The sequence below is a fragment of the Algiphilus sp. genome (assembly GCF_965216485.1).
Taxonomy (GTDB): domain Bacteria; phylum Pseudomonadota; class Gammaproteobacteria; order Nevskiales; family Nevskiaceae; genus Algiphilus.
The window spans coordinates 2,729,051-2,752,832 of sequence record NZ_OZ244162.1 but is presented as its reverse complement, the minus strand read 5'-3'; the positions used below and the strand labels follow the sequence as shown (position 1 = coordinate 2,752,832).

19 protein-coding genes are annotated in these 23,782 nt (G+C 62.3%); 7 read left to right on the top strand and 12 right to left on the bottom strand.

Going from position 1 to position 23,782, the window contains the following annotated elements; all coding sequences use genetic code 11:
- The first annotated feature begins 72 nt into the window (after nt 1–72).
- Complete coding sequence (murJ, locus tag ACOOFO_RS12730) at nt 73–1,635, top strand: murein biosynthesis integral membrane protein MurJ (protein ID WP_420427134.1); 1,563 nt, start codon at nt 73–75, stop codon at nt 1,633–1,635.
- A gap of 3 nt (nt 1,636–1,638) precedes the next feature.
- On the opposite strand, the gene ACOOFO_RS12725 is transcribed toward murJ, so the two are convergent.
- The 5 genes from ACOOFO_RS12725 to ACOOFO_RS12705 form a co-directional block, all read right to left on the bottom strand.
- A complete protein-coding gene (locus ACOOFO_RS12725; RefSeq protein WP_420427133.1) occupies nt 1,639–2,967 on the bottom strand; it encodes an ATP-binding protein in 1,329 nt (442 codons plus the stop codon).
- Between the two features lie 17 nt (nt 2,968–2,984).
- Entirely contained in the window at nt 2,985–3,662 is a 678-nt protein-coding gene (locus ACOOFO_RS12720) for a response regulator transcription factor (protein WP_420427132.1), read from the bottom strand.
- A 16-nt stretch (nt 3,663–3,678) separates the two neighbouring features.
- A complete protein-coding gene (locus ACOOFO_RS12715) occupies nt 3,679–4,011 on the bottom strand; it encodes a hypothetical protein (protein ID WP_420427131.1) in 333 nt (110 codons plus the stop codon).
- Nucleotides 4,012–4,052: 41 nt separating this feature from the next.
- Nucleotides 4,053–4,523, bottom strand: a complete 471-nt coding sequence (locus tag ACOOFO_RS12710) for a glycine zipper 2TM domain-containing protein (RefSeq protein WP_420427130.1) — start codon at nt 4,521–4,523, stop codon at nt 4,053–4,055.
- A 96-nt stretch (nt 4,524–4,619) separates the two neighbouring features.
- On the bottom strand, nt 4,620–5,255 hold the full coding sequence (locus ACOOFO_RS12705; RefSeq protein WP_420427129.1) for a TetR/AcrR family transcriptional regulator: 636 nt from the start codon (nt 5,253–5,255) through the stop codon (nt 4,620–4,622).
- Between the two features lie 169 nt (nt 5,256–5,424).
- Between ACOOFO_RS12705 and ACOOFO_RS12700 the strand changes: the two genes are divergently transcribed.
- The 5 genes from ACOOFO_RS12700 (at nt 5,425) to ACOOFO_RS12680 (ending at nt 10,201) form a co-directional block, all read left to right on the top strand.
- Nucleotides 5,425–5,730 (top strand): hypothetical protein, encoded by a 306-nt coding sequence (locus ACOOFO_RS12700; protein ID WP_420427128.1) that lies wholly within the window; start codon nt 5,425–5,427, stop codon nt 5,728–5,730.
- 91 nt (nt 5,731–5,821) lie between these two features.
- Nucleotides 5,822–6,409: a hypothetical protein gene (locus tag ACOOFO_RS12695; protein WP_420427127.1), complete on the top strand. Its 588-nt coding sequence runs from the start codon at nt 5,822–5,824 to the stop codon at nt 6,407–6,409.
- A gap of 230 nt (nt 6,410–6,639) precedes the next feature.
- On the top strand, nt 6,640–7,356 hold the full coding sequence (locus tag ACOOFO_RS12690; RefSeq protein WP_420427126.1) for a capsule biosynthesis GfcC family protein: 717 nt from the start codon (nt 6,640–6,642) through the stop codon (nt 7,354–7,356).
- Nucleotides 7,353–9,560, top strand: coding sequence for a YjbH domain-containing protein (locus ACOOFO_RS12685; protein ID WP_420427125.1), 2,208 nt, complete (start codon nt 7,353–7,355; stop codon nt 9,558–9,560). The genes ACOOFO_RS12690 and ACOOFO_RS12685 overlap by 4 nt, the downstream gene beginning before the upstream one ends.
- A gap of 17 nt (nt 9,561–9,577) precedes the next feature.
- Nucleotides 9,578–10,201: a YjbF family lipoprotein gene (locus ACOOFO_RS12680; protein ID WP_420427124.1), complete on the top strand. Its 624-nt coding sequence runs from the start codon at nt 9,578–9,580 to the stop codon at nt 10,199–10,201.
- Here ACOOFO_RS12680 and rfbD read toward each other — a convergent pair.
- The 4 genes from rfbD to rfbB are packed head-to-tail and all read right to left on the bottom strand — an operon-like array spanning nt 10,198 to nt 13,566.
- Nucleotides 10,198–11,085: a dTDP-4-dehydrorhamnose reductase gene (rfbD, locus tag ACOOFO_RS12675; protein WP_420427123.1), complete on the bottom strand. Its 888-nt coding sequence runs from the start codon at nt 11,083–11,085 to the stop codon at nt 10,198–10,200. The two genes, ACOOFO_RS12680 and rfbD, sit on opposite strands and share 4 nt — an antisense overlap.
- Nucleotides 11,085–11,630: a dTDP-4-dehydrorhamnose 3,5-epimerase gene (gene rfbC / locus ACOOFO_RS12670; protein ID WP_420427122.1), complete on the bottom strand. Its 546-nt coding sequence runs from the start codon at nt 11,628–11,630 to the stop codon at nt 11,085–11,087. The genes rfbD and rfbC overlap by 1 nt, the downstream gene beginning before the upstream one ends.
- A complete protein-coding gene (gene rfbA / locus ACOOFO_RS12665) occupies nt 11,627–12,517 on the bottom strand; it encodes a glucose-1-phosphate thymidylyltransferase RfbA (protein WP_420427121.1) in 891 nt (296 codons plus the stop codon). The genes rfbC and rfbA overlap by 4 nt, the downstream gene beginning before the upstream one ends.
- On the bottom strand, nt 12,505–13,566 hold the full coding sequence (gene rfbB / locus ACOOFO_RS12660; RefSeq protein WP_420427120.1) for a dTDP-glucose 4,6-dehydratase: 1,062 nt from the start codon (nt 13,564–13,566) through the stop codon (nt 12,505–12,507). The genes rfbA and rfbB overlap by 13 nt, the downstream gene beginning before the upstream one ends.
- Nucleotides 13,567–13,719: 153 nt before the next feature.
- On the opposite strand from rfbB, the gene ACOOFO_RS12655 reads away from it, so the two are divergent.
- On the top strand, nt 13,720–14,796 hold the full coding sequence (locus ACOOFO_RS12655) for a glycosyltransferase family 4 protein (RefSeq protein ID WP_420427119.1): 1,077 nt from the start codon (nt 13,720–13,722) through the stop codon (nt 14,794–14,796).
- A 46-nt stretch (nt 14,797–14,842) separates the two neighbouring features.
- On the opposite strand, the gene ACOOFO_RS12650 is transcribed toward ACOOFO_RS12655, so the two are convergent.
- The 3 genes from ACOOFO_RS12650 to ACOOFO_RS12640 form a co-directional block, all read right to left on the bottom strand.
- On the bottom strand, nt 14,843–15,859 hold the full coding sequence (locus ACOOFO_RS12650) for a polysaccharide pyruvyl transferase family protein (protein WP_420427118.1): 1,017 nt from the start codon (nt 15,857–15,859) through the stop codon (nt 14,843–14,845).
- A gap of 379 nt (nt 15,860–16,238) precedes the next feature.
- Nucleotides 16,239–16,943, bottom strand: a complete 705-nt coding sequence (locus tag ACOOFO_RS12645) for a hypothetical protein (RefSeq protein ID WP_420427117.1) — start codon at nt 16,941–16,943, stop codon at nt 16,239–16,241.
- Between the two features lie 78 nt (nt 16,944–17,021).
- Nucleotides 17,022–23,663 carry a glycosyltransferase gene (locus ACOOFO_RS12640; protein WP_420427116.1) on the bottom strand — a complete coding sequence of 2,214 codons (6,642 nt, stop codon included), beginning with the start codon at nt 23,661–23,663 and terminating at the stop codon, nt 17,022–17,024.
- Between the last annotated feature and the right edge of the window lie 119 nt (nt 23,664–23,782).

Sequence of the window (23,782 nt, the reverse complement as noted above, 5' to 3'; positions counted from 1 at the left end):
AAAGGTCGCGTAGTATTCTCGCGCCTCCCGCGCTTGTCAACCAACCGCCGCCGCCGAGGGTTCCGCGACCGCATGTCCCGTTCTCTAGCCCGTTCTTCCGGCATCGTCAGCTTGGCGACGCTGCTCTCGCGCCTGCTCGGTTTCGTGCGCGACATGCTCCAGGCGGCCTTGTTCGGTGCCGGTGCAGCGATGGACGCCTTCTTCGTGGCCTTCCGCATTCCGAATCTGTTTCGGCGGATGTTTGCCGAGGGCGCCTTCCAGCAGGCCTTCGTTCCGGTCCTGAAGGAGGCGCAGGCGCGCGGCACCGAGGCGGAAGTGCGGCAGCTGGTGGACAGCGTGGCCTCCACGCTGGGGGCTTTCCTGATGCTGCTGACTGCCGCTGGCGTGCTCGCGGCCCCGCTGCTCATGATGCTGTTCGCGCCCGGATTCAGGGAAGACGCCGAGAAATTCGCGACGGCCGTCACGCTGTTGCGCTGGACCTTCCCCTATCTGTTGTTCATTTCGCTGGCCGCACTCGCCTCCGGCATCCTGCATGCGCACGGGCGCTTTGCGGTTCCCGCGATCACGCCGGTGCTGCTCAATATCAGCCTGATCGTGGCTGCACTGTGCTACGCGCCTTCCGTAGAGGCACTCGCCATTGCCGTCTTCGTGGCAGGCATTCTGCAGCTTTGCTTTCAGTTGCCCTCGGTCTGGCGCCTCGGCTTGATGCCGCGGCCCTGCGCCGGCTGGCGCGATCCCGCGGTGCGGCGCATCGTGCTGCTCATGCTGCCGATCATGCTCGGCGCATCCATCTCGCAGCTGAGCCTGCTGCTGGACTCGGTGATTGCCTCCTTTCTCCCCGGAGATGGCAGCGTCAGTTGGCTGTGGTATGCCGACCGGCTGATGGAGTTTCCCCTCGGCGTCTTCTCCATTGCCATCGCCACCGTCATTCTTCCGTATCTGTCCGGTCAGTTTGCCAACGCCGACCGCGCGGGCTTCAGTGCCACACTGGATTGGGCGCTACGCCTGGTGCTGCTGTTGGGGGTGCCCGCGGCCCTGGGCTTGCTGGTGCTGGCGGAGCCCATCGTCGCGACGCTCTTCCATCACAATGCCTTCCAGGCACGGGACGTCGAGATGACAGCGGCTGCATTGGTGGCCTATGCCTTCGCCTTCATCGGTTTTTCCTTCGTGAAGGTGCTGATCCCTGCCTTCTATTCGCGTCAGGAAACCAAGGCGCCGCTGCAGCTCGGCGCCATCGCCTTCGGCGCGGGCATGCTAGTGTCGGTGACACTCTCGGTCACCCTGGTACGGGTGGGATACGAGGCGCCCCATGTCGGCATCGCCGCCTCGACAGCTGCCGCGAGCTGGCTGCACGCCTGGCTGCTTTATCGAAGATTACGGCGAGACGGCGTCTATAGTCCTGCGTCCGGATGGCTCGTCTACCTATCGCGCCTGCTGCTGGCGGCGGCGGTAATGAGCGTGGTTGCCACCCTGGGGGCCAATCAATTTGGTCAATGGCTGAGCGCGGGCGCGGTCGAGCGCGGTATTGCCCTGCTGTGCGTGATTTTCGCTGCCGCCGTGGCCTATCTCGTGGCTCTGCTTGCGACCGGCCTGAAGCCGTGGCGCATGTTGGAAAAGTCGGGTGGCGACGCCTGAGCGCTAGGCATGTAGCCGAACAACGAGACGCGCCCCGCCCAGACCGCGGCTGCGATCAATGGTGATTGTGCCTTCATAGAGTCCGACCAGGTCGTTGACCGACGCCAGGCCGAGCCCCTGTCCCGGGCGTTGTTCGTCCGCGCGCGACCCGCGGCGCAAGAGGGCCTCGGCATTCTCGGGGAAACCGGGTCCGTCGTCTTCGATCACGATGAGCAGGGCGCTTCCTTCTCTCTCGACGGCAATCATCACTTTCTGCTCGCACCATTTGCAGGCATTGTCCAGCAGGTTGCCGAAGAGCTCGTAGAGGTCGCCTTCGTCTGCGCGGACGCGCAGCGCGGGGTCAACGCGGCGGTCGATGACGGGGTTCTTGTCGCGGTAGACCTTGGTCAGCGAGTTGGTGATCTTGTCGATCAGGGGCGTAAGGGTGATCGCTTCAGCCAGCGTGCGCCGCCCGGCGTGGCTGGCACGAGCCAGCTGGTGGTCGGTGATCTGGCGCATGCGATCAACCTGTTCCCGCATCTTCTGCGGATCGTCCGCGCCTTCGCGCAGCATGCCGTCAAGAACCGCGAGCGGCGTTTTCAGCGAGTGGGCGAGGTCGCCGAGCGCATTCCGGTATCGCGCCTGCTGATTGCGCTCCGACTGCACCATGGCATTGAGTGCGCCGGCGAGCGGCTGGAGTTCATCGGGATAGCGGCCGCCGATTTCGGTGGCATCGCCGCGCTCGACGGCACGCAGTTCCCGCTCCATGCGGCGCACCGGCATGATCAGCCAGCTCAGGGTGCCGGCGAGTGTGATGAGCAGCCCGGCAGCGGCAGCGATCAGCCAGCCCAGCAGCTGCCTGCGATAGGCCTGTAGCTGTTGATTGAAGGGTTGCTTGGAAGCCTCGACCACCAGCCGGTAGTTCTGTGCTTCGGCATCATTTCCCAGCCAGCGCACCTGGTAGCTGGTGATGAAATGCTGAGGACCCTCGCGGAAGCGGAATTCTCCGACATCCCCGACGCTTACGTCCGGCGGTGCCTGCAGCGCGCTGGGGGAACGCCAGACAATATTGCCGTCGCGATTGAGCAACCAGGCGGCGAGTCCCGACTCTGGCTGGGTCAGACGCGAGTCCGGCAGGTCAAAATCCGCGATGACGACACCGCCGCGCGGCGCGGGTTCGGTGGCACCCAGCAATGCGTACACCAATCCTCGAAGTTTGTCTTGTTCCGCGGAGAGTGCGGCCGCCCGGAATGCCCGCTCCTGGCCAATGCCGGCCGCGGTCAGAAAGATCGCCAGAACGAGGAAGACGCTGACCACCATGCGGGTGCGCAGCGCATTGGGAATCAGCCGCATGTGCCGTGTGGAAGCGACTAGCCGCGTGGCAGCGACCAGCGGTAGCCTTGTCCGCGCAGCGTGTCGATCGGATTGATGGTTTCTTCGGGATCGAGCTTGGCGCGAAGGCGGCGCACGAAGACTTCAATCACGTTGCTGTCGCGTTCGGTTTCCTCGTCATAGATGTGCTCGGAGAGCCGGGACTTCGAAATCACTTCCCCTGCATGCATGAGCAGGTATTCGAGCACTTTGTACTCGTAGGCGGTCAATTCAATGGCATCGCCGTCGCGTTCCAGACTTTTGGCGCGGGTATCCAGCGTGAAGGGGCCGGAGGAAATCGCGGCGCTGGCCCAGCCACTGGCACGACGCAGCAACGCGCGAACACGGGCGAGGAGCTCTTCCTCGTGAAAGGGCTTGACGACGTAGTCATCGGCGCCCGCTTCCAGCGCCTCGACCTTGGCTTGCCACCCGTCGCGGGCGGTGAGGATCAAGACCGGGTAGGACTTGCCCTCGCCGCGCAGTTTGCGGATGACATCGACGCCTGAGATGTCGGGCAGGCCGATATCGACGATGGCGAGATCAAGCGCGAACTCGCAGGCCATCCAGCCGCCATCCTCACCGTTGGCCGCCTTCTCCACCGTGAAGCCTTCTGTCTCGAGGAGGCTCGCCAGCTGCTCTAGCAGGGCAGTCTCGTCTTCGATGATGAGCAGGCGCATACAACCCCTTTTTCGCTTATTGAGCTTTGTTGTCCGGGATGTCGGCGATAGTCACGATCCGTACGCTCCCCGAGCGCAACAGCTTGACGCGATAGTCCGTTCCGGTCCAGCGCACATCCAGTATGCGCCCGCCATACTGCTTGCGCGCCAGGTCGGCGGCTCGGGCGCGGGTGATGAATTGGGCGTCGGGTATGTCGTGCTGCATTGGACGCACGGTTTCACCGGCTTCGGGCAACTCGACGGAAGGGCGTTCCATGGGCTCCGGCAGGGCTTCGCCGGCGCGGCCCACCAGAGGGAGATCGAGTGCGGATTGCGCCGAAGGCGAGAACAGCGCGCAGGTCGCGATCATGATCATCCCCAGGCGCACGGCACTTGCGCGTGGGCGCCCACTCACGGCTCGGCTCGGCGGTCGGGTACCGCAATGGTGTCGCCGGGTGGTTCGCTGCGCCGCGTACGCCACAGCCGCCCGGCGTGGTGATAGATGACGTCGTAGCCCTCAATCACCCGCGTCTCCTGTGCCCCTGCCGCGACGGGATCTGCACTACAGCGGGACGGCGTGTGGCGAGTGCGGCTGGCTGCGAACTCTGAGCCCGCAATAGCCCCGGCGATGGTTGCCAGATCGCGTCCTGATCCGGAACCGATCTGATTGCCCGCATAGCCGCCAGCAAGGCCGCCGAGAACCCTGGCAAGCCGCGCATCGCGCGATGACGGCGGCAAAACGCGGCAATCAGCCGATGCAGCGGGCTGGATGGTGCGGTAGATAGGTTGAACGTCGACGACGGGCGCGTTCACCTGCGCCATCGCCATCGCCGGCATGGCGAGACAGGCAACGATCAGCAATGCAGTATTCGCGCGGTTCATAATGGGTCCTCACTAAAGAGGACCTTAGTGGTAAGCGATGAATTGATACTGAATCGGTGGCGTCCCGCCGTTGCGCATGGGCGTTCGGTCAAGCGCTCAGATCTGCCGCGCGCGCTCCACCAGGTCGCTGCTCTTTGCGTAGGCGCGAAACAGGGTGCGGGCAAGCACGCTGAGCAGGGCGTTGACCTCGTGATGTTCCTGGTGGCGCAGCGGCAGGATGATGGCCTCCACCAGCGCCATGATCGCGGAGGCCATCTCCTCAAGATCATCCTGGTAATCGAAATGCCCCTGCGCGACGCCGTCGCGGAGGGTTTCGACGATGACGGCGCGGGAGTTGCTTTCGAAGGCGCGCTGTGCCTCGTCTAGGCGGGGTGAGGCGGATCGCATCGGTGTCAGCCAATAGCCGGCCACGCCCGTTCGAACGCGCGGATCCGCGAGCATGGTCGCGAGTCCGTTGAAGAGGGTCAGAATGCGGGTCACCGGCTCGTTGCAGGCGCGCATCCGGTCGAAGATGTGCTCGTTGAAAATGGCGTGGAGGCGCGTCAGACAGTCGAGATACAGCGCTTCCTTGCCTGGAAAATGCCAGTAGAGGGCGCCCTTCGAAAGTTTCGCGTGGTCCGCAATCTCACCAATGGACACGCCTTCATAGCCGTGCCGCCCGAACAGGGTAAAGGCATGGTCCCTGATGGACTGAAGCGTGGTCGATGGTTGTGTGGCGGTTTTTCGCGACATACGCGGGACTCCCTTTGTGATGCGATGATGTCGGTCCGTGTTCACAGCCCCCAGCAGGCCCATGATGCTTCGGAAACCCACCCGGATGCGCAAATGCTATGCGTTTTTCACGGCTCCGGCTTTATTCGCAGGCCTAGTATGGCGCGGAGCGCAGTGCGTGCGGCTTGGCATGCTGCTCATCGCAGCGTGGCTGTTCGGCACGGGAGGCGCTGTCGCGCAAGCGCCTCAGTCATCGGATTTGCGGCCCCTGCAGCTCTCCTTATTTGCGCATGCAGATACGGAGCCGCTCGACCGCGAGGGGGGATTGGACCGCGGTGCGCTGCTCGAACGCGTGCAATTGATCGTCTGGGATCGTCAGAGCATCGCCAAACCCGCGGCCGAAGGGGCGCTCGGAGCCGCATCCGCCGAGCTGCTTTTCGGTATTATCAGCGGGGGAAGTGGCGCAGGTCAGGATCTCGCAAATCCGAAGGAGTGATTTTCCGTGGTAACGCGAGTCGCGCGACCGATTTGGTTGACATATTTGCGCTTCGCTGGATAATCTCAAACCTATTGTTCCGGGAGTGGTCATGAAAAAAACAGCGGTCGCACTTGCCGCAAGTGCATTAGTCGGCAGTACTGCTCTGGTGCAAACCAGCACGGTGTTTGCGCAGTCTCAGAGCGCGGTCAGTCAGGCTCAGGCCGAGCAGCTGGCTAAGCAACTTGGGTACGACTCGCTCGAGGAAGCGATTGCCGCAGGCGACATCGTGGCAGTGAGCGGTGGGTACGCACTGACCTCTTCCGGCCTGGCCGCCGCGCAATCGGCCGGTCTGCTCGTATCGCCCGCACTGATCCCGGTGGGTATCGGCTTCGGCGTCGCCGTGATCGGCGTGGGCGTGATTGCCATCGAAGCGGACGAAGAAGAAAGCGCGGTCATCGGCGACGACGATGACGACGACGACGATGACGACGACGATGACGACGACGGTGGCTCGACCACGACGGGTGCTACGGACACCGGTGACGACGATGACGACGCCGGCGACGACGATGATGATGCCGGCGACGATGACGACGACGTCCCGCCGGGTCCGGGCGGAACGGATGGCCCTGGCGGAACGGGCACGCCGAGCTCGCCGGGCGGCCCTGGCGGTACCGGGGGTACGTCGGGCAGCTGATCGGCTCACGATCTGAACCGATAGTGAAAGGGGTGGCAATGCCACCCCTTTTTCGTTGAGCGAAGATGTTTGAAAGCGAAGCCATGTTCCGATCTATCGTTCCCCTGGCCTTCCTGTTGGCCTCGTGGGCCACAACCCTCTCCGCGAATGCGGATGAGAGCGGCCAATGTGTCTTGGGCTCAGTCGGCCAGGGCATGGGACAGCACGCATCCGAAACGACGTCTCCCGCTGTGCAGCAGACCACGCGACTCGCGCACGAATTGCTCGGCGAAGCCGCGATTGCCTCCGTGGGGCACTATCCACTGGGTGCCATGCTCTTGCGCCCACTTGCCACGAGTGGGAGTCGAGCGATTGACCGCGACACGGACTCGTACGCCACGTCGACCCTCGTGGCCCTGCAGTTGCTGCTCTATTCGGGGCCTTGCGCAAGTGACATGCGCGCGCGGCTAAGTGCCTATCCGAAGGACTACATTCGGCTTCCGCTGAAGCTGGACCCGGTGGCGGTGCAGCGCGATGCTGCGCAGGCCGTTCGATGGCAGGCGGGCGATCTCCTTTTCCTGCCCGCCATCCCAACGGCCGTCCTGGTGGCGGGAGCGGTGAAGTCGCCGGGAGCCATTGACTTTGTATCGGATGCCGATGCGCGGGATTACATCCGCTCAGCCGGTGGCTGGGCGCGTGGGGCCGACCGGTCCGAGACCTTTGTGTACCTTCCCAACGGAGAACGGCGACCGATTCGCGCGGCGTTCTGGAACTACGAGCGGCGCAATGTACCGCCGGGGTCGGTTATCGTGGTACCAGGTCGTAACGCTAATCTGGCAGAGCAGTTCAGCACGCTGCGCACTCGTGACGCTGCCGATGGCGTTGCCGACCGCTCCGCGCTGCCGGCGCTGCGGATGGATGAAGCGCTCGATGACCGCCGTCCTTCGCCCTCCAGTCGCGCGCGATGATGCAGCTTTTCCATGCAGCGTGCCGCTGCACGGGCCTCGCCGTTCTTTTGGGAAGCTTGGTGTGGGGGCCGGCGCAGGGCGCACCCGCACGCTTCTTGAACGACTACGGGCAAGTGGGTCTGATGCAGACGCCGACGGCCCGCAGCCTCGGGCAGGGAGCCATCGGAACTGGCTTCTCCAGCACAGACCCCATTGAGGGATATCTGCTCCATGTGCAGCCCTTCCAATGGCTGCAAGGCGGATTCCGTTTCGTCAACATCACCAATCCGGCGTTGGCCACCGACCCCTCACGCGATGACTTCACGGACAAAGGGGTCGACTTCCAGTTCAGACTCTTGCGCGAAGGAGACTGGCTACCGGCAGTAGCGGTGGGCCTCACCGATCTCGGTGGCAACGGCCTGCTCGCTTCGGAATATGTGGTGATGAGTCGCCGCTTCTTTAACCTCGACGTGCATTTCGGTCTGGGTTGGGGGCGCCTGGGCGGACGAGCGGACTTCAAGAACCCTTTGGCCGCAGCGAACGAGCGCTTCGAGACGCGCCAGTTCGATTTCGAGCGCGAAGCCGGCAAGCTCAGCCCAGAGTCATGGTTTACGGGACCCACGGCGCTCTTCGGCGGCCTGGTCTGGACACCCTCGGACGGTCCTGTGAGTCTGAGCCTCGAAGTCGAAGGCAACGACTACAACAATGAGCGCTTCGCGCAGAATCCAGTAGCGCCCGAGACGGCGCCGGACGAGGTGCGCTTTCCGGCAGATCCTGAGGTGGAATCTCGGGTCAACTTCGGCGTGTCCTACGCCTTTGGAGAATGGGCGCAGGTGGCGGCGAGTTGGCAGCGCGGGAATACGCTCGGTCTCCGGTTCACTGCGGTAGGCAACTTCGACCAGATGCGCGGACCGGAGAAGGTGCTTCGACCCGCGACGCCGGCCATGCCGAGCTACCGTACGCAGGTGCGGCATGGAAGAGCACGCGCGCTGTCCCCTGCCCGGGTCGAGCGTATCCAGCGTGAGCTGGATGATCAGTGGATTTCGGTCTACGCCATTGACGCGACTCGTGATGCAGCGGGGGTGCGCCGCCTCACGGTATGGGCCAACCAGCAACTCGCGGAAAGCCTGCCGCTGCTGGCAGGGCGTGTTGCCCGAGCACTCGTGCGGCATACGGGGAGCTATTACGACGAGTTCGAGATCGTCGAAATGGTCGGTGGTATCGAAGCAACCAGCGTGGTGTTTCCGCGCGGTGCCTTCCATCGAAGTGTCATGGGGCCGGCGCCCGTTGACGTCCTGGCAAGCTATGTCCGGACCGAGGCGGCGGACCCGGCGGGCTTCCGTACCGCGACCTATCGTGATCTGCTGCGCTATCCCACCTTCGGCTACCGCGTGACACCCTCGCTCCGGTCGAATATTGGCGGTCCGGAAAATTTTGCCTTCGCGCAGCTGCTCGCCCGCTTTACAGGTACCGCCCAGCTCGGCCCCCGGCTCAGCCTGTCCGGCGGGGTTGCGGTCAATATCGCGGACAATTTCGGGAGCCGCCTGGATCGGGATTTCCCAAGCGAATTGCCGAAGGTGCGGAGCGATGTGCGTCGCTATCTGCGCACCGGCAAGGACTATTACCTGTCTCAGCTGGAGGCCAACTATTTTTTCCCGATTGCGCCAGATTGGTTTGGCCGTTTTTCGGCCGGTATCTTTGAGGACATGTTCGGTGGCGGGGCCAGCGAAGTCTTGTACCGGCCTACCAACGGGCGATGGGCGGTAGGCTTCGAAGTGGCGCATGTCTGGCAGCGCGACTTCGAGCAGCGTTTCGGATTCCAGGACTACAACACCACCACGGGGCACCTCACCTACTATCACGAGCTGCCATTCGAGAACATTCGCATGGTCGTGAGTGCGGGTCGCTACCTCGCGCGTGATGTAGGAGTTACCTTCGACTTTTCCCGTGGATTCGCCAGTGGTGCGCGCTTCGGCATCTTCGCGAGCTTTACCAATGTTTCGGCGGAAGAGTTTGGAGAAGGCGCTTTCGACAAGGGTTTTTATATGAGCATTCCCTTTGGTCTGTTCAGCGCCAAGGGGGGTACCGGGGCAGCGCAGTTCAGCTTCCGGCCCATTCAGCGTGACGGGGGACAGAAGGTCGTCTCCGGTCGTTCGCTGTACTACAGCCTAGACGCCAGCCATGCGCGTACCTTGCAGACGCGGCAAGCGGACTGGGGACGCTGATGGTGCGGACAAATCGCATGGTCGGACGCTCGCTGCTGCTTCTGGTGGCCGTGATCATCCTCGGCGCCTGCCGGCCGGCAGAGCGGATCCGGAGCGCTGTCGACGCCGGCGGCGACCCCCAGGCCCTCGTCGAGCGTATTCCATTGCCGTATACCCAGATTCGCGTGCAGATCAACGGCGGGACGCCTGGGCGGCTGTTCCTGGCCCAGACAAAGGCAGGCGTGGGGCAGTGGGTGGGGAGTGACGGATTGCGGTTATGGACGCGCGAGGGCCGCATCATTGCGACCGAGGGTTTTCGCGGTGATCTGATCAATATGCATCGGCTCGATGCGCCAGGTGGCGAGTCGCTGCACTCCGCCGATGCCGGGCCGGAAAGCCGAAGCTACTATGTCCAACTTGAAGCGCCGATGGACGATGTGATCGTGGAAGTTTGGCCCGGCCAGCTTCATCCCGCGACACCGGTGTCTTTCGGTGGGCGGGTGGAGTTGCTGGCCCGGTATACCGAGTCGGTGCATGTACCGTCCACGGGGGCGCGCTGGACCAACGAATACTGGTTCGTGCCCGAGACTGGCCATGTGGTGATCACCCGCCAACGGCTCCCGGGTGTGCCCTACGACATTCGAATCGAGCAATTGCCCTAGGCGGGCAGCCAGTCCGCGGCATCATCCAGACGCAATGCCTGGTCGAGCATGCACATCCAGCTCGCGGGCGTCAGGCCTGTCACTGCGACCGCACTTCGGGTATCCAGAACACTGAAGCGGGGGCGCTGCGCCGGGGTGGGGTAGCCTGCCGTATCGGTGGGCACGACATCCCCCCAGACCCGTTCCGGCCAGCGTTGGCGCGCAAGCAGCCGCGTCATATGGGCGAGGTCATACCACGTGGCGGCCCCGGCATCGGCCCAGTGCAAGGTCTGCCCTGCGCCTTGCCCATGGCGCACGAGGTGAAGGAGAAAGCGCGCCAGACTGTGGGTGTGGGTCGGCGAGCCGAACTGATCGGCCACGACGGATAACTGGGGCCGCTGCTGGAGCAAACGCAACATGGTGCGCACGAAGTTGCCGCCGCCGGGACCGTAGACCCAGCTCGTACGAACGACGGTTGCCTCGCTCGCAATGCGTCGGACCTCCTCTTCGCCGGCCCATTTACTTGCACCGTAGACGCTCAGGGGCGCGGCTGCGGCGTCGGGTTGATAGGGGACATTGGTGCGGCCGTCGAACACAAAGTCCGTCGACAGGTGAATGAGGCGAGCGCCGATCCGGGCGCAGGCCGTTGCAAGATGGGCAGCGCCGTCGCGGTTGACCGCGTAGGCCGCAGCCTGCTCCTGCTCGGCTTTGTCCACCGCGGTATAGGCCGCGGCGTTGATGACGCAATCCGGGCGATAGTCGCGCAGCGCGGCTTCCGCTTCCTTCGCATCCGTGATGTCGAGCGTCGTGCGGTCCAGGGCACGGCACGCGAAGTGGCCTTGCGCCTGGGCAGTGAGCGCGCGCGCGACCTGGCCGTGGGCGCCGGTGACAAGGAGACGCTGCATTAGAAGGTCTCGGCGTCGCGCAACAGACAGCCGTCGCGGTCCTTCGCGGCGAGTATCGGCTCCGCTTCCAGTGGCCAATCGATGCCAATGTCGGGGTCGTCCCAGCGAACGGAGCGTTCGCCATCGGGGTCGTACCAGTCGGTGACCTTGTAGAGCACCTCGGCGGATTCCGAGGTCACCAGGAAGCCATGGGCAAAACCGGGCGGCACCCAGAGCTGATAGCGGTTTTCCGCCGACAGCAGCACACCTGTCCATTGTCCGAAAGTGGCTGAGGCGCGCCGGATATCGACGGCGACGTCGAAGATCTCTCCGGCGAGCACGCGCACCAATTTGCCCTGGGGGTGTGCGCCAATCTGGTAGTGCAGTCCGCGCAGTACACCCTTTCGTGAGCGTGATTGGTTGTCCTGCACGAATGCGCCCGGATGACCAGCTGCGGCCTCGAACTGCCTGCGATTGAAGGCCTCCATGAAGTAGCCGCGCGCATCGCCGAAGACCGTGGGTTCCAGGATCAGTACCTCGTTCAGCGCGGTTTTTCGAGGCGTCATGGTGCCTCCGGCCCTTCGTCGGCAATGCGTTCCAGATACTCCCCATATCCACTCTTGCGCAGGGGAACGGCAAGATCACGCAATGCCTGTTCGGAGATGAATCCGCAGCGGAAGGCGACTTCCTCCGGGCTCGCGATCTTCAAGCCCTGACGCTTCTCCAGGGTATGGATGAAGTTGCCGGCTTCCATCAAGGAATCGTGTGTTCCGGTATCAAGCCAGGCGGTACCGCGGCCCATGCGCTCGACGCGCAATGCGCCCTGTTCGAGATAGAGGCGATTGAGGTCGGTGATTTCCAGCTCTCCGCGCGCCGAGGGTGTGATCTGGCGGCAGAGGTCGACGACCTGGTCATCGTAGAAGTACAAGCCCGTGATGGCGTAGCGGGAGCGCGGTTTCTCGGGTTTTTCTTCGATGGAACGGACGCGACCGCCAGCATCGAAGGAAACCACGCCGTAGCGTTGCGGATCATGAACCGGATAGGCGAATACCGTGGCGCCCTCGGTCCGCGCTGCGGCCGCGCGCAATGAAGGCACGAGGTCGTGACCGAAGAAGATGTTGTCTCCGAGGATGAGGGTGCAGGGCTCTCCGGCGATGAAGTCCGCACCCAGCAGGAAGGCCTCGGCCAGCCCGTTTGGAGCTGCTTGTACGCAGTATTCAATGGAAAGGCCCCACTGGCTGCCGTCACCGAGCAATTGCTCGAAACGCGGGGTGTCCTGCGGCGTCGAGATCAGCAGGATGTCCTGGATGCCCGCCAACATCAGAGTGGTCAGCGGGTAGTAGATCATGGGTTTGTCGTAGACCGGCAGCAGCTGCTTGGAGATGGCCAGTGTCGACGGATACAGGCGGGTTCCTTCTCCGCCGGCGAGGATGATTCCCTTCATGCTGCGCATCCGCTCAGACCGCGCCGCTGCAGAGCATCCTGCTGGCGCTGCTGAATGCTTCGGCACCAGTCGAGATGGGCGAGATACCACTCCACGGTCTGGCGCAGCCCTGACTCGAAGGAATGCAACGGGGCCCAGCCAAGCTCCTGTCGAATCTTCGTGGCATCGATCGCATAGCGTCGGTCATGCCCGGGGCGATCCGTCACAAAGCGGATCAGCTCACGATGCGGGGCGTGATCGGGTCGTCGTTCATCCATGATGCGGCAGATCGCTTCCACAACCTCAAGATTGGTGCGTTCTCCATCGCCGCCGACGTTGTAGTCGGACCCGGGCTCGCCCTCTTCGAGCACGCAGTGCAGGGCGCGTGCGTGGTCCTCCACATGCAGCCAGTCGCGTACGTTGTCACCCGCGCCGTAGACCGGTAACGGCTCTTGATCCACCGCGTTGAGGATCATCAGTGGAATGAGCTTTTCGGGGAACTGGAAAGGCCCGTAGTTGTTGGAACAGTTGCTGATGATGGTGGGCATGCCATGGGTGTGATGCCATGCGCGGACGAGATGGTCCGATGCGGCCTTGCTCGCGGCATAGGGCGAACGCGGTGCGTAGGGCGTTTCTTCGGTGAAATAGCCGGTCGGGCCAAGACTGCCGAAGACCTCATCGGTCGAGATGTGATGGAAGCGGAAGCTTTTCCGCCCGCTCGCGGGAAGCCGACGATAGTGGCGCAGTGCTGCGTCCAGCATCACCTGTGTGCCGAGGACATTCGTTTCCACGAAGGGCCGGGCGTCGTCGATGGATCGGTCCACGTGGGATTCCGCGGCAAGGTGCATGACCGCATCCGGGACATGTTCTACGAATAGCTGCTCCACGGTGTCGGCGTCACGGATGTCGCCATGGACAAACTGATACCGCTCGTTCCGGGCGATTTCCGCCAGTGCGTCCGAGGTGGCGGCGTAGGTCAGGGCATCGAGGTTGATGATTTCGTGCGCGCTGTGCGCCATCAAGTGCCGGATCAACGCGGAACCGATGAAACCGCAACCGCCAGTGACAAGAATCTTCATCGGCAACAACACTCCGGGCAAGTCGAGGTGGGCAGACAGAAAGGCTGCAGATCGCTGAAATCAAGGCCCGTGGCCGATGGCACGGTCAAGCTGATAAGCTGCGCGGTCGGCCGCGGCCGATCATTCCACGTCCCCGTGTCATAGGCAGTCTGTGTGCTCACGACCCTCTTCATAGTGCTGGCAGCAAGTGCGGTACTGAACGCTGCGATCATTCTGACCGCGCGCTGGCATGTGCGGATCACCGGTGATTCAGCGCAATTCGGGGCACATAAATCGCACTCCGGAATTGTACCGCGGATAGGTGGCCTCGCTGTGTTCGCAGCCGCGGCCTTGGGCGTGCTGATGGCGATGCCGAAGCTCTACCCCGCAGCCAATTATGTCTTCGCCGCCATGACTGCCTGCGTTTTTCTGATGTTCGGAATCGGCTTCCTTGAGGACGTCACCAAGAAGGTGCGCCCGACCATCCGCTACTCCGTGTGCATCGCGGCTGCGCTGATTTTCAGCCTGGCTAATGCACAGCTTGGCGTGAAATCGGTGGATGTGCCGCTACTGGACGCAGCCCTTGCTTTTGCGCCCGTCAGTGTCCTGTTCTTCGCTTTCGCAGTCGCCGGCATGACCCATGCCTGCAACCTCATCGATGGCCAAAATGGTCTCTGCGCCGGCTACGCCATCATGGCCTACCTCGCGCTGGGTCTCGTGGCGGGGTTGACGGGGCAGGCCGCCCTGGCGGTGATCTGCGAAGTGGTGATTGCCGCCAACCTCGGCTTTCTCGTCTTCAACTTTCCGCAGGGCCGCATCTTTCTCGGGGATGGAGGCGCCTACCTAAACGGCGCCCTGATCGCCATCCTTTCCGTGATGGTGGTCAATGGTGGCCAGGGCTATATCTCACCCTGGTTTGCCATGGCGGTGCTGATTTATCCGGTGACGGAAACGCTGCACAGCATGATTCGCCGTTATCGGGAAGGCCGGGCCTTTTACGAACCCGACGATGCGCACCTGCACCATTTACTGCGCGATTGGTTGGAGATGCGATCCCCCAGGCTGCCGCGCTACGCCGCACTCATCCCATTGGTATTGGCGGGTGGTTTCATAGTGTTTGCTGTTCGTTCCGCGCCCTCGACGTCTCAGCTGGTCATGCTTTGCATGGCTTACGTAGTGAGCCACATTGCCCTGTATAACCTTGCGCGTGCGCGATTGCGCGCTCGGGAAGCCGTTCGGTTAAGTGACTAACTGAGACGCCGGCGGCCAAGGGTGGCCGTTACGCTCATTGCATCCTTTAGAGAGCGATTTGCACCGCATTCGCGGCGAAGAAGGCCTGAAAGGTTCTCCGATAGCTTTGCATGCGTTGATTAAAGGCTGTGAAGTTGGCGCTCTCAACGAGCCGACGCGGGGCGATTTCCCCTTCCTTCAATACGGTCTTCGCCGGAATCTGTGGGATAGCGGCATGGTTGGCCATCTCGCGCGTGCGGGTGTCGTGGGTGATGAGCACCGATGGTGTGCCTGCAAGAAGACCGGCAATCACGCCGTGTAGGCGCGTGCCGATGACCGCGTCGGTACGTTGCATGGATGCAATCCATTCCGCAGGATCGAAGAATGCTCGCACGTGTTCCCGGAAAAACGCGGGGAGCGCAGAGGGTGCGGCAGCGAAGGCTTTTTTCAGGTAGGCAACGGTTTGCGCCGCAGGTGCGCGGCCTTGCTCCATGGACATCGCCATATCGAGGTCCGGTGACTCGGTTTGGATCACGAAGTCAAAACCTTTCTCAAAGGCCTGCCTCGATAGCAAGCAGCTCACCTGGTTGCGAAGGTCATCCTTCTCGAGGGCGTTGATATTGTTTTCCCTGCTGGCATTGATTGTCACCCTTTTAATCCCCCCAGTGTCCGTTGGCTTGACTTGAGGCATGCGGTTCGCATGCCACAACAGCGAGGGGCAGCCGGTGACGGTGACATTCTTCACGCCCAGGCGCTCGACCATCTCCGCGGAGTAGGTGCCACGGACCGAGATTGAGTGCGAGCGCTCGGCAACAACCTGCAGTAGGCGGCGCGTGCCTGCGCTGACATGGGGTGGCCGATCTTCGCTGGGTGCCTGTGCGCCAAGTCCCACCATCACGCAAGGCAACTGTGATCGCTCGATCAATTCTGCCAGACCGCCCCAGTCGGAGGACCCATTCAACCAATTTGCTGCTGGAATGACGAGTCCATCATGTCGTTCGCGGATGCTTTCCGGGCAGAAACCGACTTCCGGCGCATAGTCCTGATGCGTCACGATGCGGCGCAAGGCATCAATGAACAGCAAGTTCCCTGTGTTTCTTCCCGTGAAGGAAAGACGACGGTCCGGCGTGTCGTCCGCGCGCGGCCGACGTCTCGCGGGGCGGCTAATGAAGTGAGGATTTTCCATTGTGTGCCGATGGCTTCCTAATAATCATCTTTTACCCAAGGTAACGTCGCTCAGCATCGAGGTGTAGTTCTTGTTGATTGAGGGGCGACGCCTGTAATTATGGCGCATGTGATTGGGAATATCTTCCCAAGGAGCCCTCGCTCCCTTAACTGCAGTGGAGTAAGTGTTTTTTGATTGAGCAGCATCTATTGTGAATCGAATGCCTTCTATATTCGACTGCGTCGATACTCCGTCTGCTCGCTACTCAAAGTGCGTAAGCAAGTTGAAGGGTTTTGCATTATTTATTAGAACTGGAAAAAATGGATGAGGGGTCTCTGGAATAAAGGCCGCTATCGAACATGAATGGATGCTTGCGCTGAAGCAGCCGGCAAATTTCTTCTGTAAGTAAGCCGCCCAATTCAGTATCGTAGGTAGTCCTGTTAGCATGCGGGAAACCTTCCGCTTCGCTTGATTGACAGAATGGCCCAACGGCCGAAACAAAAGACGTGGGGAAGTCCTCAAATCTCACCAGCTCGACGTTAGGAGGCGTAACGCCATTGAGTTGGAAGAAGCTTTCTTGCGCGTGTCCAGCGCGATGAAACGGGGCGTACTTGACAAAGGACTTGAAATCGCCATCTGCAAGTTCAAGTAGCCGCTTGTCGTCTTTCCTTCTCTCACGGACGCGATTTTTTTGTAGATGCTTGTAAAACGAGTATTCCAAGGTGTAGGGGTGCCTTATGACAGCTACGACCTTCGTAAAATTGTTTAATGTTTTGCCTGTGATTGCGGCAATTGGTCCGAGCGCTTCCTGAAGGGTGCAATGGCGATGGACGCTGGTAATCGCCTTGACCTCATCACCGCGCTGAAGTCGCTGTGTCTCTTCATGCGCGTCATGGTGGCAGTTATATACGGGGGCACGTAAGTGACGCAGTAGATGCTGTGCACAGCTTAGTCCTCCGGTCTTGCCGATGTGAATGAAGATGAGGTCGTCACTAAAGATCATGGTCTTTGCGAAAGAGTAGGCGATCTGGTCAAGTCTGTTTTCGTTTCTTCGTAAAGAAGGGTAGGTATCAAAATCGCGCTAATTGGTTGCGGGTGACGGTTGTTGGCTCTGAGGGCGCGTGAGCAATGTGTGGCAGCTGTCTTCGAGGGGCCAGCCAATGGCAGAGCGGTCCGCCTCCTGTTGAATGAGGACGACAGGATAGGCTGCATGGCCGGCAACCCACGATCCGGCAACGGTCATGCCTGCAACCTTCAGCGCCTGCCGCGACAGGATCCCAGGGTTGTGAAGTGTCTCCAGAAGACTGGCATCTGCTCCGAAGACGAGCGCCACTGCACCTTGTTCCTTCAACGCGTGGGCACATCCGTCCAGCAGTTTGTCAGCGGTGATTTCCTGGATGCGCGCCAGGTCCAGACAGATTGCGTCTTGGGAGCAGGGCGGGAGGTCAAGAAGCGCACCCAGTGTCTCGATCTGATGCGTTTTGGCTCGCGAGAAATGCCGGCTCCAGAAATCGGGTAGGGCATCCACGAGCCCGAGAGCCGTCAGATTGATGGCGCGATGCGTCAAGGGGCTGGAAGCGAGTACCCGAAGCTGGAAGCGCGCTTGATCGGTGATGCCGCACTGGGGGCAGTCGGCAAGGGTTGAGGTTTCCGAGAAGCGACTTCCCTGCCATCCGCATTGGGGGCATCGCTGCTCCGCCCGCGCTGCGAGGCGATCGAGTTGCGGCAGATCCTGCAGGCGCGGCGGGTGGCAGATGCGGACGGTCTCGTCGATTCGCGTCCAGTAATCCGGCAGGGTCTTACTAAACAGGGCGAGCATGTGCGGCGGCACACCCAATTGCCAACCACAGCTTTCCACGAAGTAGCTGTATTCCACATCGGTGTGCGCGTGCGGCACAGCTTCGCTGAAGCCACCGATGTCGTTCAGGGTCTGGCGACGAATAGCGAAGAGACCGCCCTGAATATGGAAGAAGGCGCGGTCCGGATTTTCCTGCGCAAAGTTCTGGTTCCGGAAGCGCGAGAAGGTGGGAATGCCCTGGGCAAGGTCGCGGCCGAAAAGGTAGCTGGGGCTGTAGCCGGGGGTGCCGGCAAGGCCCACCTCGGGATGCTGCTCCATGTAATAGGTGAGTTCGGTTTCCCAACCTTCTTGGAGGGCAAAGCCCTCCTTGCCGCAGACGTAGACGATGGTGTCGCCCTGGCCCTGCTGGGCCGCAATGTTGGTGCCGGGGCCTACGAAGTGATTGGCATCGTTGAAGACAACGGTCACGTTGTCGTGCTGTAGTTGCAGATGATTCAGGTAGGCGATGACGTCGCTGTCGCTACCGTTGTCCGCAATGGTGAGGTGGAAGGGGGTGCGCGTGAAATCGAACAAGCGGCCGACGACTTCACGCAGCTCCAGAAGATTGTTCCAGCTGACGATGACGATGTCCGTAACCTGATGTTCCCACACGCGACGGAGCACATGGATCAGCTTGCCGACATCATGACGTGCGGTCGCCACCTGCCGGGCACTGCGTGCCATGCCGTCCACCTGTTCGGGAGACAGGCGAAAGAAGCGGCGAATGCCCTCGGCAAGCGCTGTTGCGTCATCAGAAGGCACAAGGATGCCGGTGATGCCGTCCTGCACCAGATCGGGAATGCTGGCGACATCGGTGGTGATGACAGGCGTGCCGGCCGCCATGGCCTCGACCACCGATGTGGGAATGCCGTCCATGTCTCCGTTAGCCGTACGGATGCTCGGGGCCGCAAAGAGGTCGTGACGACGCAGGGTGTCGACGATGGCTTGTGCGCCGCGCAACGGGCCGTCGAACTGCACATTCGTCAGCCCCTCCTGTGCGATGCGGGCGGTAAGTTCGTCTTCCTGATCTCCGTAGCCATAAATGTGGAAGCCGATCTCTTCCGCAGCGAGAAGCTTTGCTGCCGTGAGCAGATGGTGCAGCCCCTTCTTTTCCGTGAGACGGTGAATTGCGCACACACTCTTTCCTTCGCGGGGTGGGCGCGCGCTCGGCACCAGGAAGGGGAAGTCCTCGACCTCCACCGCATTGGGGTTGATGATGATCTTGCCCGCTGGCACGCCGCGTGCCAGCAGGTAGTCGCGGTGGAATCGTCCAAGTGTGAATACCGCCCGACAGAGCGGGCTGCGCACCACATCACCGACACGATTCTTCTGATCGTTCTCGTGCCGGAAGATGTCTTGGGCGTGGGCAATAAAGGTGAAGGGGATGTTGGCCTGCTCGCAGGCCGGCCATACCATGTCGGTCACGGTGGGGTAGGTGAAGTGCGCGTGGACATGCTCCCGGCCACTCGCGCGGAGCGCTTCCGCCAACGCCTCCGGGCTTTCTACGGATTGCCACTCGATCTCGAAGTCCGGGCTGAAGTCCGGATGCGGCGAATGACGGCAGAAGACGCGGATGTCGTGACCGGCGCGCACCAGCGCGCGCAATTCGCTGAGAACGAAGGTCTCTGAAGGGACAGGGAAGTGCCAGCAGAAGTAGGCGAGGCGTATGCCTTGCTTGCCTGCACCCGAGGTGCGAAAGCGCGCATCGGCATGGGCGGTGAGTGGGCGACTCGTCGCGCATGCTGGCTGTTCTGGAAGGTGGGCGCCATAGACCCGGCTGAGCGCCTCCCGACCAGCATCCGCATCGAAATGCGCCGCAATGAAGGCGCGCCCCTTTTCGCCCATGGTCGCGATACGCTGCGGCGATTGCAGTAGCGCGATTACATGTGCTGCGGCAGCGCGCCAGTCGCCGAGCGGAACGACAAAGCCGCTTTCGTCGTGCTGCACGAGGGATTTCGGCGCGCCCAGGTCGTAGACGATGGCGGGCCGGCGCGCCGCCAGCCCCTCCGCCACTGTGCGGCCGAAGGACTCGGAGAAGTGCGACAGATTCATCACGATGTCCAGCTGGGCGATGGCGGCTTCCGGCTGCTCCGCGTAGCCGGCGAAGACAAGATTGTCGGGTAGTTCGCCTGTCGACTGGCGCTCGCGCAGGGCCTGTATGTGTTCGTTGTCCGGACCGATCAGCAGAAACCGTGCCTGCGGGTGGGCTGCTTCGCAGGCCTGCGCAATGCGCGCGAAATCCTCGATGCCCTTCTTCGGCAGGTTGCTACTGATCAACCCGACATGGATGACGCCACCGTCGCACGCGGGTGGGAGGTCCAGTGCCTCAAGGTCGAAGGTGTTCGGCACGCGATACGTCCGCGCGCCATCGCCAAATTCCGTGGCGCTCGCTTCGGAATTGGCGATGATGGCCGATGCCGTGGCCTGCACCTGCGCGATGATCTCTGCGGCCGGCAAGCCGATGCGTTCCTGCAGCCATCGGTCCCTGTGTACGCTCTCGCGAACGTGGACCAAGCCGGGGATGCCAAGTCGCGCGGCCGCGATTAAAGGTTCCCGGATCATGATGGTGTTGACGTGCACGAGATCAATCCGACGCGTCAGGATGATGGTCTGAAGCTGTGCGATCACATCGCGATCGGGCTCAGTGTCCTGTGACCAGAACTGGTAAGGCAGCTCGATGACTTCACAGCATCGCGCGCGGACGGCTTCCCGATAGGCGGCCGTGGATCGTGGGAGCGTCACCACGACGTTGTAGGGCATACCCTCCAGGAGCCGGAGCAACTCAAGAAAGCTGCGTTCTCCCCCAAACAAGTGGCTTCCCGCAGAGTGCGCGCACAACAGCACCGTGGCACGGTCCTCGTGAATCGGCATCCGCCCTGCGGTGGCTTGCAGCGGCACAGGCTCCGGTCGATGCGCCGTCGAAGCCAACGAACTGCTCTTCACCACATTGCTGGGCGAAGGGGCCACTTTCCGTGGTGTGGCGGATCGACCGTTCGCCTGCCCGTGGTACAGATAATGGATCAGCGGATTCAGGCCGGCGGCACGGACATCGGCATACGTGGAGAGATACCAACTGCTGTCGAAATCCGGGCCGGGGCTGCGTCCCTCGTCACCACCGATGAGAAGAAAGTGGGTGACCGCGTCCATCGGCAAATCGCTGAGCTCGGGATACTGGGCGAGATACCAACGCGGATGGATCAATGGATGGGGGCCACGGCCTTCCTGCCGGCCGTGTCGCAGATAGTGCTGCAGCGGATCCATTCCCGAGGCGAGCACGTCGGGGTGCTGCGCCAGATACCAAGCCCGGTCGAAGAGGGGGCTGGTCAGGCGCCCCTCTTCCGCGCCATGCCTCAGGTAATGGAGCAACGGGTCATACGCCGCCTGTGCAACATCAGGGTGCTGCTCGACATACCAGCGCGGGTCGAAGAAGGCATTGGGCTGTCGACCCTCGTTGCATCCCCGCAGTATCCAGTGCCAAATCGGGTGATGCGGCCAGGAGGCAAGGTCCGGATAGCGCCAGGCGTACCAGGCCGTATCGAACAGTCCGCTGGCCAGAAGGCTGCGGCACTGCGATTCGATTTGCCGGGCAGCGCGGGGATTGAGCGGTGCCCCTAGCTGCCGCCGGGCCGCCATGGATAGACTTCGGAAGCCAGCCGCACCAGGGGCGGAAGGGGATGGACGCGTACCCCGCTCACAGCCTTCCTGCGCTGGCAGAAAGGCGGCGAGGCGACGGATCGTCCTGGCGTGCGCCTGTCGTGCCCAGTCGGTATAGCCCTCCAGCACCTCGACGCGCGCGCTGATTGCAGTGAGCCGTTCCTGGAGACGCTTCTTGTCGCGCTCCAATTGGATGTTGCGCGCGGTTACGGACTCTTCTTGCTTCTTTTGCTGGTGACTGCTTCGAGCGGTGCGGCGAAGGCGCATGCGTTGTCGGGCGAGTGCCCGCTGTGCCCAGCGACGGCTTTGTTCGAGCGCGATGTCTGCTGTATCCAGTTGCGCCGCCAGCGCATCGGTGTAGGACGCCACAGTCCTTGTGACTTCCTCCGGATCGTTACAGCGCAGCACGGCGCGATGGTCGGCGCAGGCCTGCAACTGCGCGTCCGAGAGCGCACTGCCCACAAGCGTATGGGTGTCCGCGCCGGGCATATCGGATGAGGTGCGCTGATCGACGATTTCCAGACCGCGCGGTGCCGGAGGGCTCATGTCGCGCGTGGAAAACCGGGCGCGTACCAGGGCGTAGGGCGTATCAAGCGCTTCTCGGAGACTGAGGTTGTTGAGCGAGGGCGACAGGTAGTAGTCGCAACAGACCAGGGGGATGAATGCTGGTGGATACAGACGCGTGTAGCGAAGGATCAGGTCCCAGTCCTCCAGGCGATGCAGGGCCTCATCGAAGCCGCCCAATTGCACCCAGAGATCGTTGTGGTGCGCAAAGACATTGATGTCAATGAAGTTGCCGCGCCTCAACCGCTCCCAGTCGAACGAGCGTCCGCGGATGTATGACGCGGGAGAGCCTGCTTCGTGTACTCGCAGGCAGCCGTAGGCGCTGCGTCTGTGGGGTTCTTTTGCGACGGTTCCCGCAAGGATGAGCAGGTAGTCCCGATGCCAGTGGTTGTCCGAATCCAGATAGGTGATCCAGGGGCCGTTGGCGTGCCGTAAGCCAATGTTGCGAGCGGCACTGACGCCGGCGTGGGTACAGGCAATGCAGCGGATCTTGCCGGCGTTCAGCCACTGGGCGTAGCGACGCTGAAGATAGTCGACCGTGTCATCGTCACTCCCGTCATCGCAGATGATCAGTTCCCAGTGCGGATAACTCTGCGCAATAACGGAGTCGATGGCACCGGCAATGGAGTCTCTGCGATTCCACGTCGGCATCACGATGCTGAAGCGCGTTGCCGGGCCGGAGGCGACTGCGTCTTGGGCAGCGCGCGAGTGGGCTTCATCTATCTCGAAGCGCCCATCGTCAATTGCGTGATCCGCTGTCTGGATGCGCCATGGCGCCTGCGCCGAGCGCACGGCAGCGCGGTCTTGCTCAAGGGAGGCATGAGCCGACAGGCTCAGCCGCCCGGCTTCGTCCAATAGCTGTTCAGCGGCGCGCTGCCCGGGATCGCTGGCCAGTTGCAGTAGTGCCTGGTAGGCGAGGCGCGCCACAGGCACGTCGGTGTCCCGGATTGCGGTGTCGCCTGCACGCTCATGACGAAGTTCTGGTTGCAGATACGCACGCAGCGCGGCCTCAGTCTCGACCCAATCGACGGGTTCTCTCAGACCCAGATCGCGCCACACGGTCTCGAGCGTGTTCAGCGGCTCCTCCAGCAGATCGACAAAGGGCACGATGACACGCCGATGGCCCCGGGTGTGCTGCTCCGCGTCGAGCACATATCGGAGCCAAAGTCTCTGACCATGCTGATCTGGCAGCCCATTGCGGTGCGCAAGGGAGGCGGAGACTTCGCGCGGATCCCGGAAGGGGATGACGTAGCGCGCGTCAATGCAGAGTTGCTCGAAGGCCGTTTGCCACAATGGGAGCAAGCGGCACAGGCGCGGATCCTTCAGAACGAGGGGGGCATCGGCCTTGCATAGCGGGTCGACAAGGTCGCGAATTCGTTCAATCCAAGCGTCGCGCTGGTCGTTGTCGATCGCATTCCACCGAATCGGGTCGTCATCATCCCAGCGCGTTGACAATGCCTCGAGCAGTTCGTCATTGAGCTTTTGAACGTCCGTGGATTCCCAGAAGCCTGTGGGGTTGTCGGCCTGGGGCGGAATCAGATTGCCGGGAAGTGTGGCGCCCAGAAGGTTGAGGCATCGTGTCAGTGCAGATGTGCCACTGCGATGCATGCCCGTGACCAGAATCGCGGTGCGACCATGAGGAGATTGCTGGATCTTTGTTCCTGCCATTCGCAGTGCCGGAAAGCTGTAGAGTCGGTGTTGGCGCGTCCAGGCGCATGGTAGTCGTTATGCCGGCTGCGACTGCGGCCCAGATGCCTCTTCGAGCCCCGAGAGCACGCCAGTGGGCG

Bases quoted from the DNA above. Each gene is read 5' to 3' on its own strand.
- ACOOFO_RS12725 (WP_420427133.1), bottom strand. From the start codon at position 2,967: ATGCGGCTGATTCCCAATGCGCTGCGCACCCGCATGGTGGTCAGCGTC.
- murJ (WP_420427134.1), top strand. From the start codon at position 73: ATGTCCCGTTCTCTAGCCCGTTCTTCCGGCATCGTCAGCTTGGCGACG.
- ACOOFO_RS12680 (WP_420427124.1), top strand. From the start codon at position 9,578: ATGGTCGGACGCTCGCTGCTGCTTCTGGTGGCCGTGATCATCCTCGGC.
- rfbC (WP_420427122.1), bottom strand. From the start codon at position 11,630: ATGACGCCTCGAAAAACCGCGCTGAACGAGGTACTGATCCTGGAACCC.
- ACOOFO_RS12720 (WP_420427132.1), bottom strand. From the start codon at position 3,662: ATGCGCCTGCTCATCATCGAAGACGAGACTGCCCTGCTAGAGCAGCTG.
- rfbB (WP_420427120.1), bottom strand. From the start codon at position 13,566: ATGAAGATTCTTGTCACTGGCGGTTGCGGTTTCATCGGTTCCGCGTTG.
- rfbD (WP_420427123.1), bottom strand. From the start codon at position 11,085: ATGCAGCGTCTCCTTGTCACCGGCGCCCACGGCCAGGTCGCGCGCGCG.
- ACOOFO_RS12705 (WP_420427129.1), bottom strand. From the start codon at position 5,255: ATGTCGCGAAAAACCGCCACACAACCATCGACCACGCTTCAGTCCATC.
- rfbA (WP_420427121.1), bottom strand. From the start codon at position 12,517: ATGCGCAGCATGAAGGGAATCATCCTCGCCGGCGGAGAAGGAACCCGC.
- ACOOFO_RS12645 (WP_420427117.1), bottom strand. From the start codon at position 16,943: ATGATCTTTAGTGACGACCTCATCTTCATTCACATCGGCAAGACCGGA.
- ACOOFO_RS12710 (WP_420427130.1), bottom strand. From the start codon at position 4,523: ATGAACCGCGCGAATACTGCATTGCTGATCGTTGCCTGTCTCGCCATG.
- ACOOFO_RS12715 (WP_420427131.1), bottom strand. From the start codon at position 4,011: ATGATCGCGACCTGCGCGCTGTTCTCGCCTTCGGCGCAATCCGCACTC.
- ACOOFO_RS12700 (WP_420427128.1), top strand. From the start codon at position 5,425: ATGCTGCTCATCGCAGCGTGGCTGTTCGGCACGGGAGGCGCTGTCGCG.
- ACOOFO_RS12685 (WP_420427125.1), top strand. From the start codon at position 7,353: ATGATGCAGCTTTTCCATGCAGCGTGCCGCTGCACGGGCCTCGCCGTT.
- ACOOFO_RS12695 (WP_420427127.1), top strand. From the start codon at position 5,822: ATGAAAAAAACAGCGGTCGCACTTGCCGCAAGTGCATTAGTCGGCAGT.
- ACOOFO_RS12640 (WP_420427116.1), bottom strand. From the start codon at position 23,663: ATGGCAGGAACAAAGATCCAGCAATCTCCTCATGGTCGCACCGCGATT.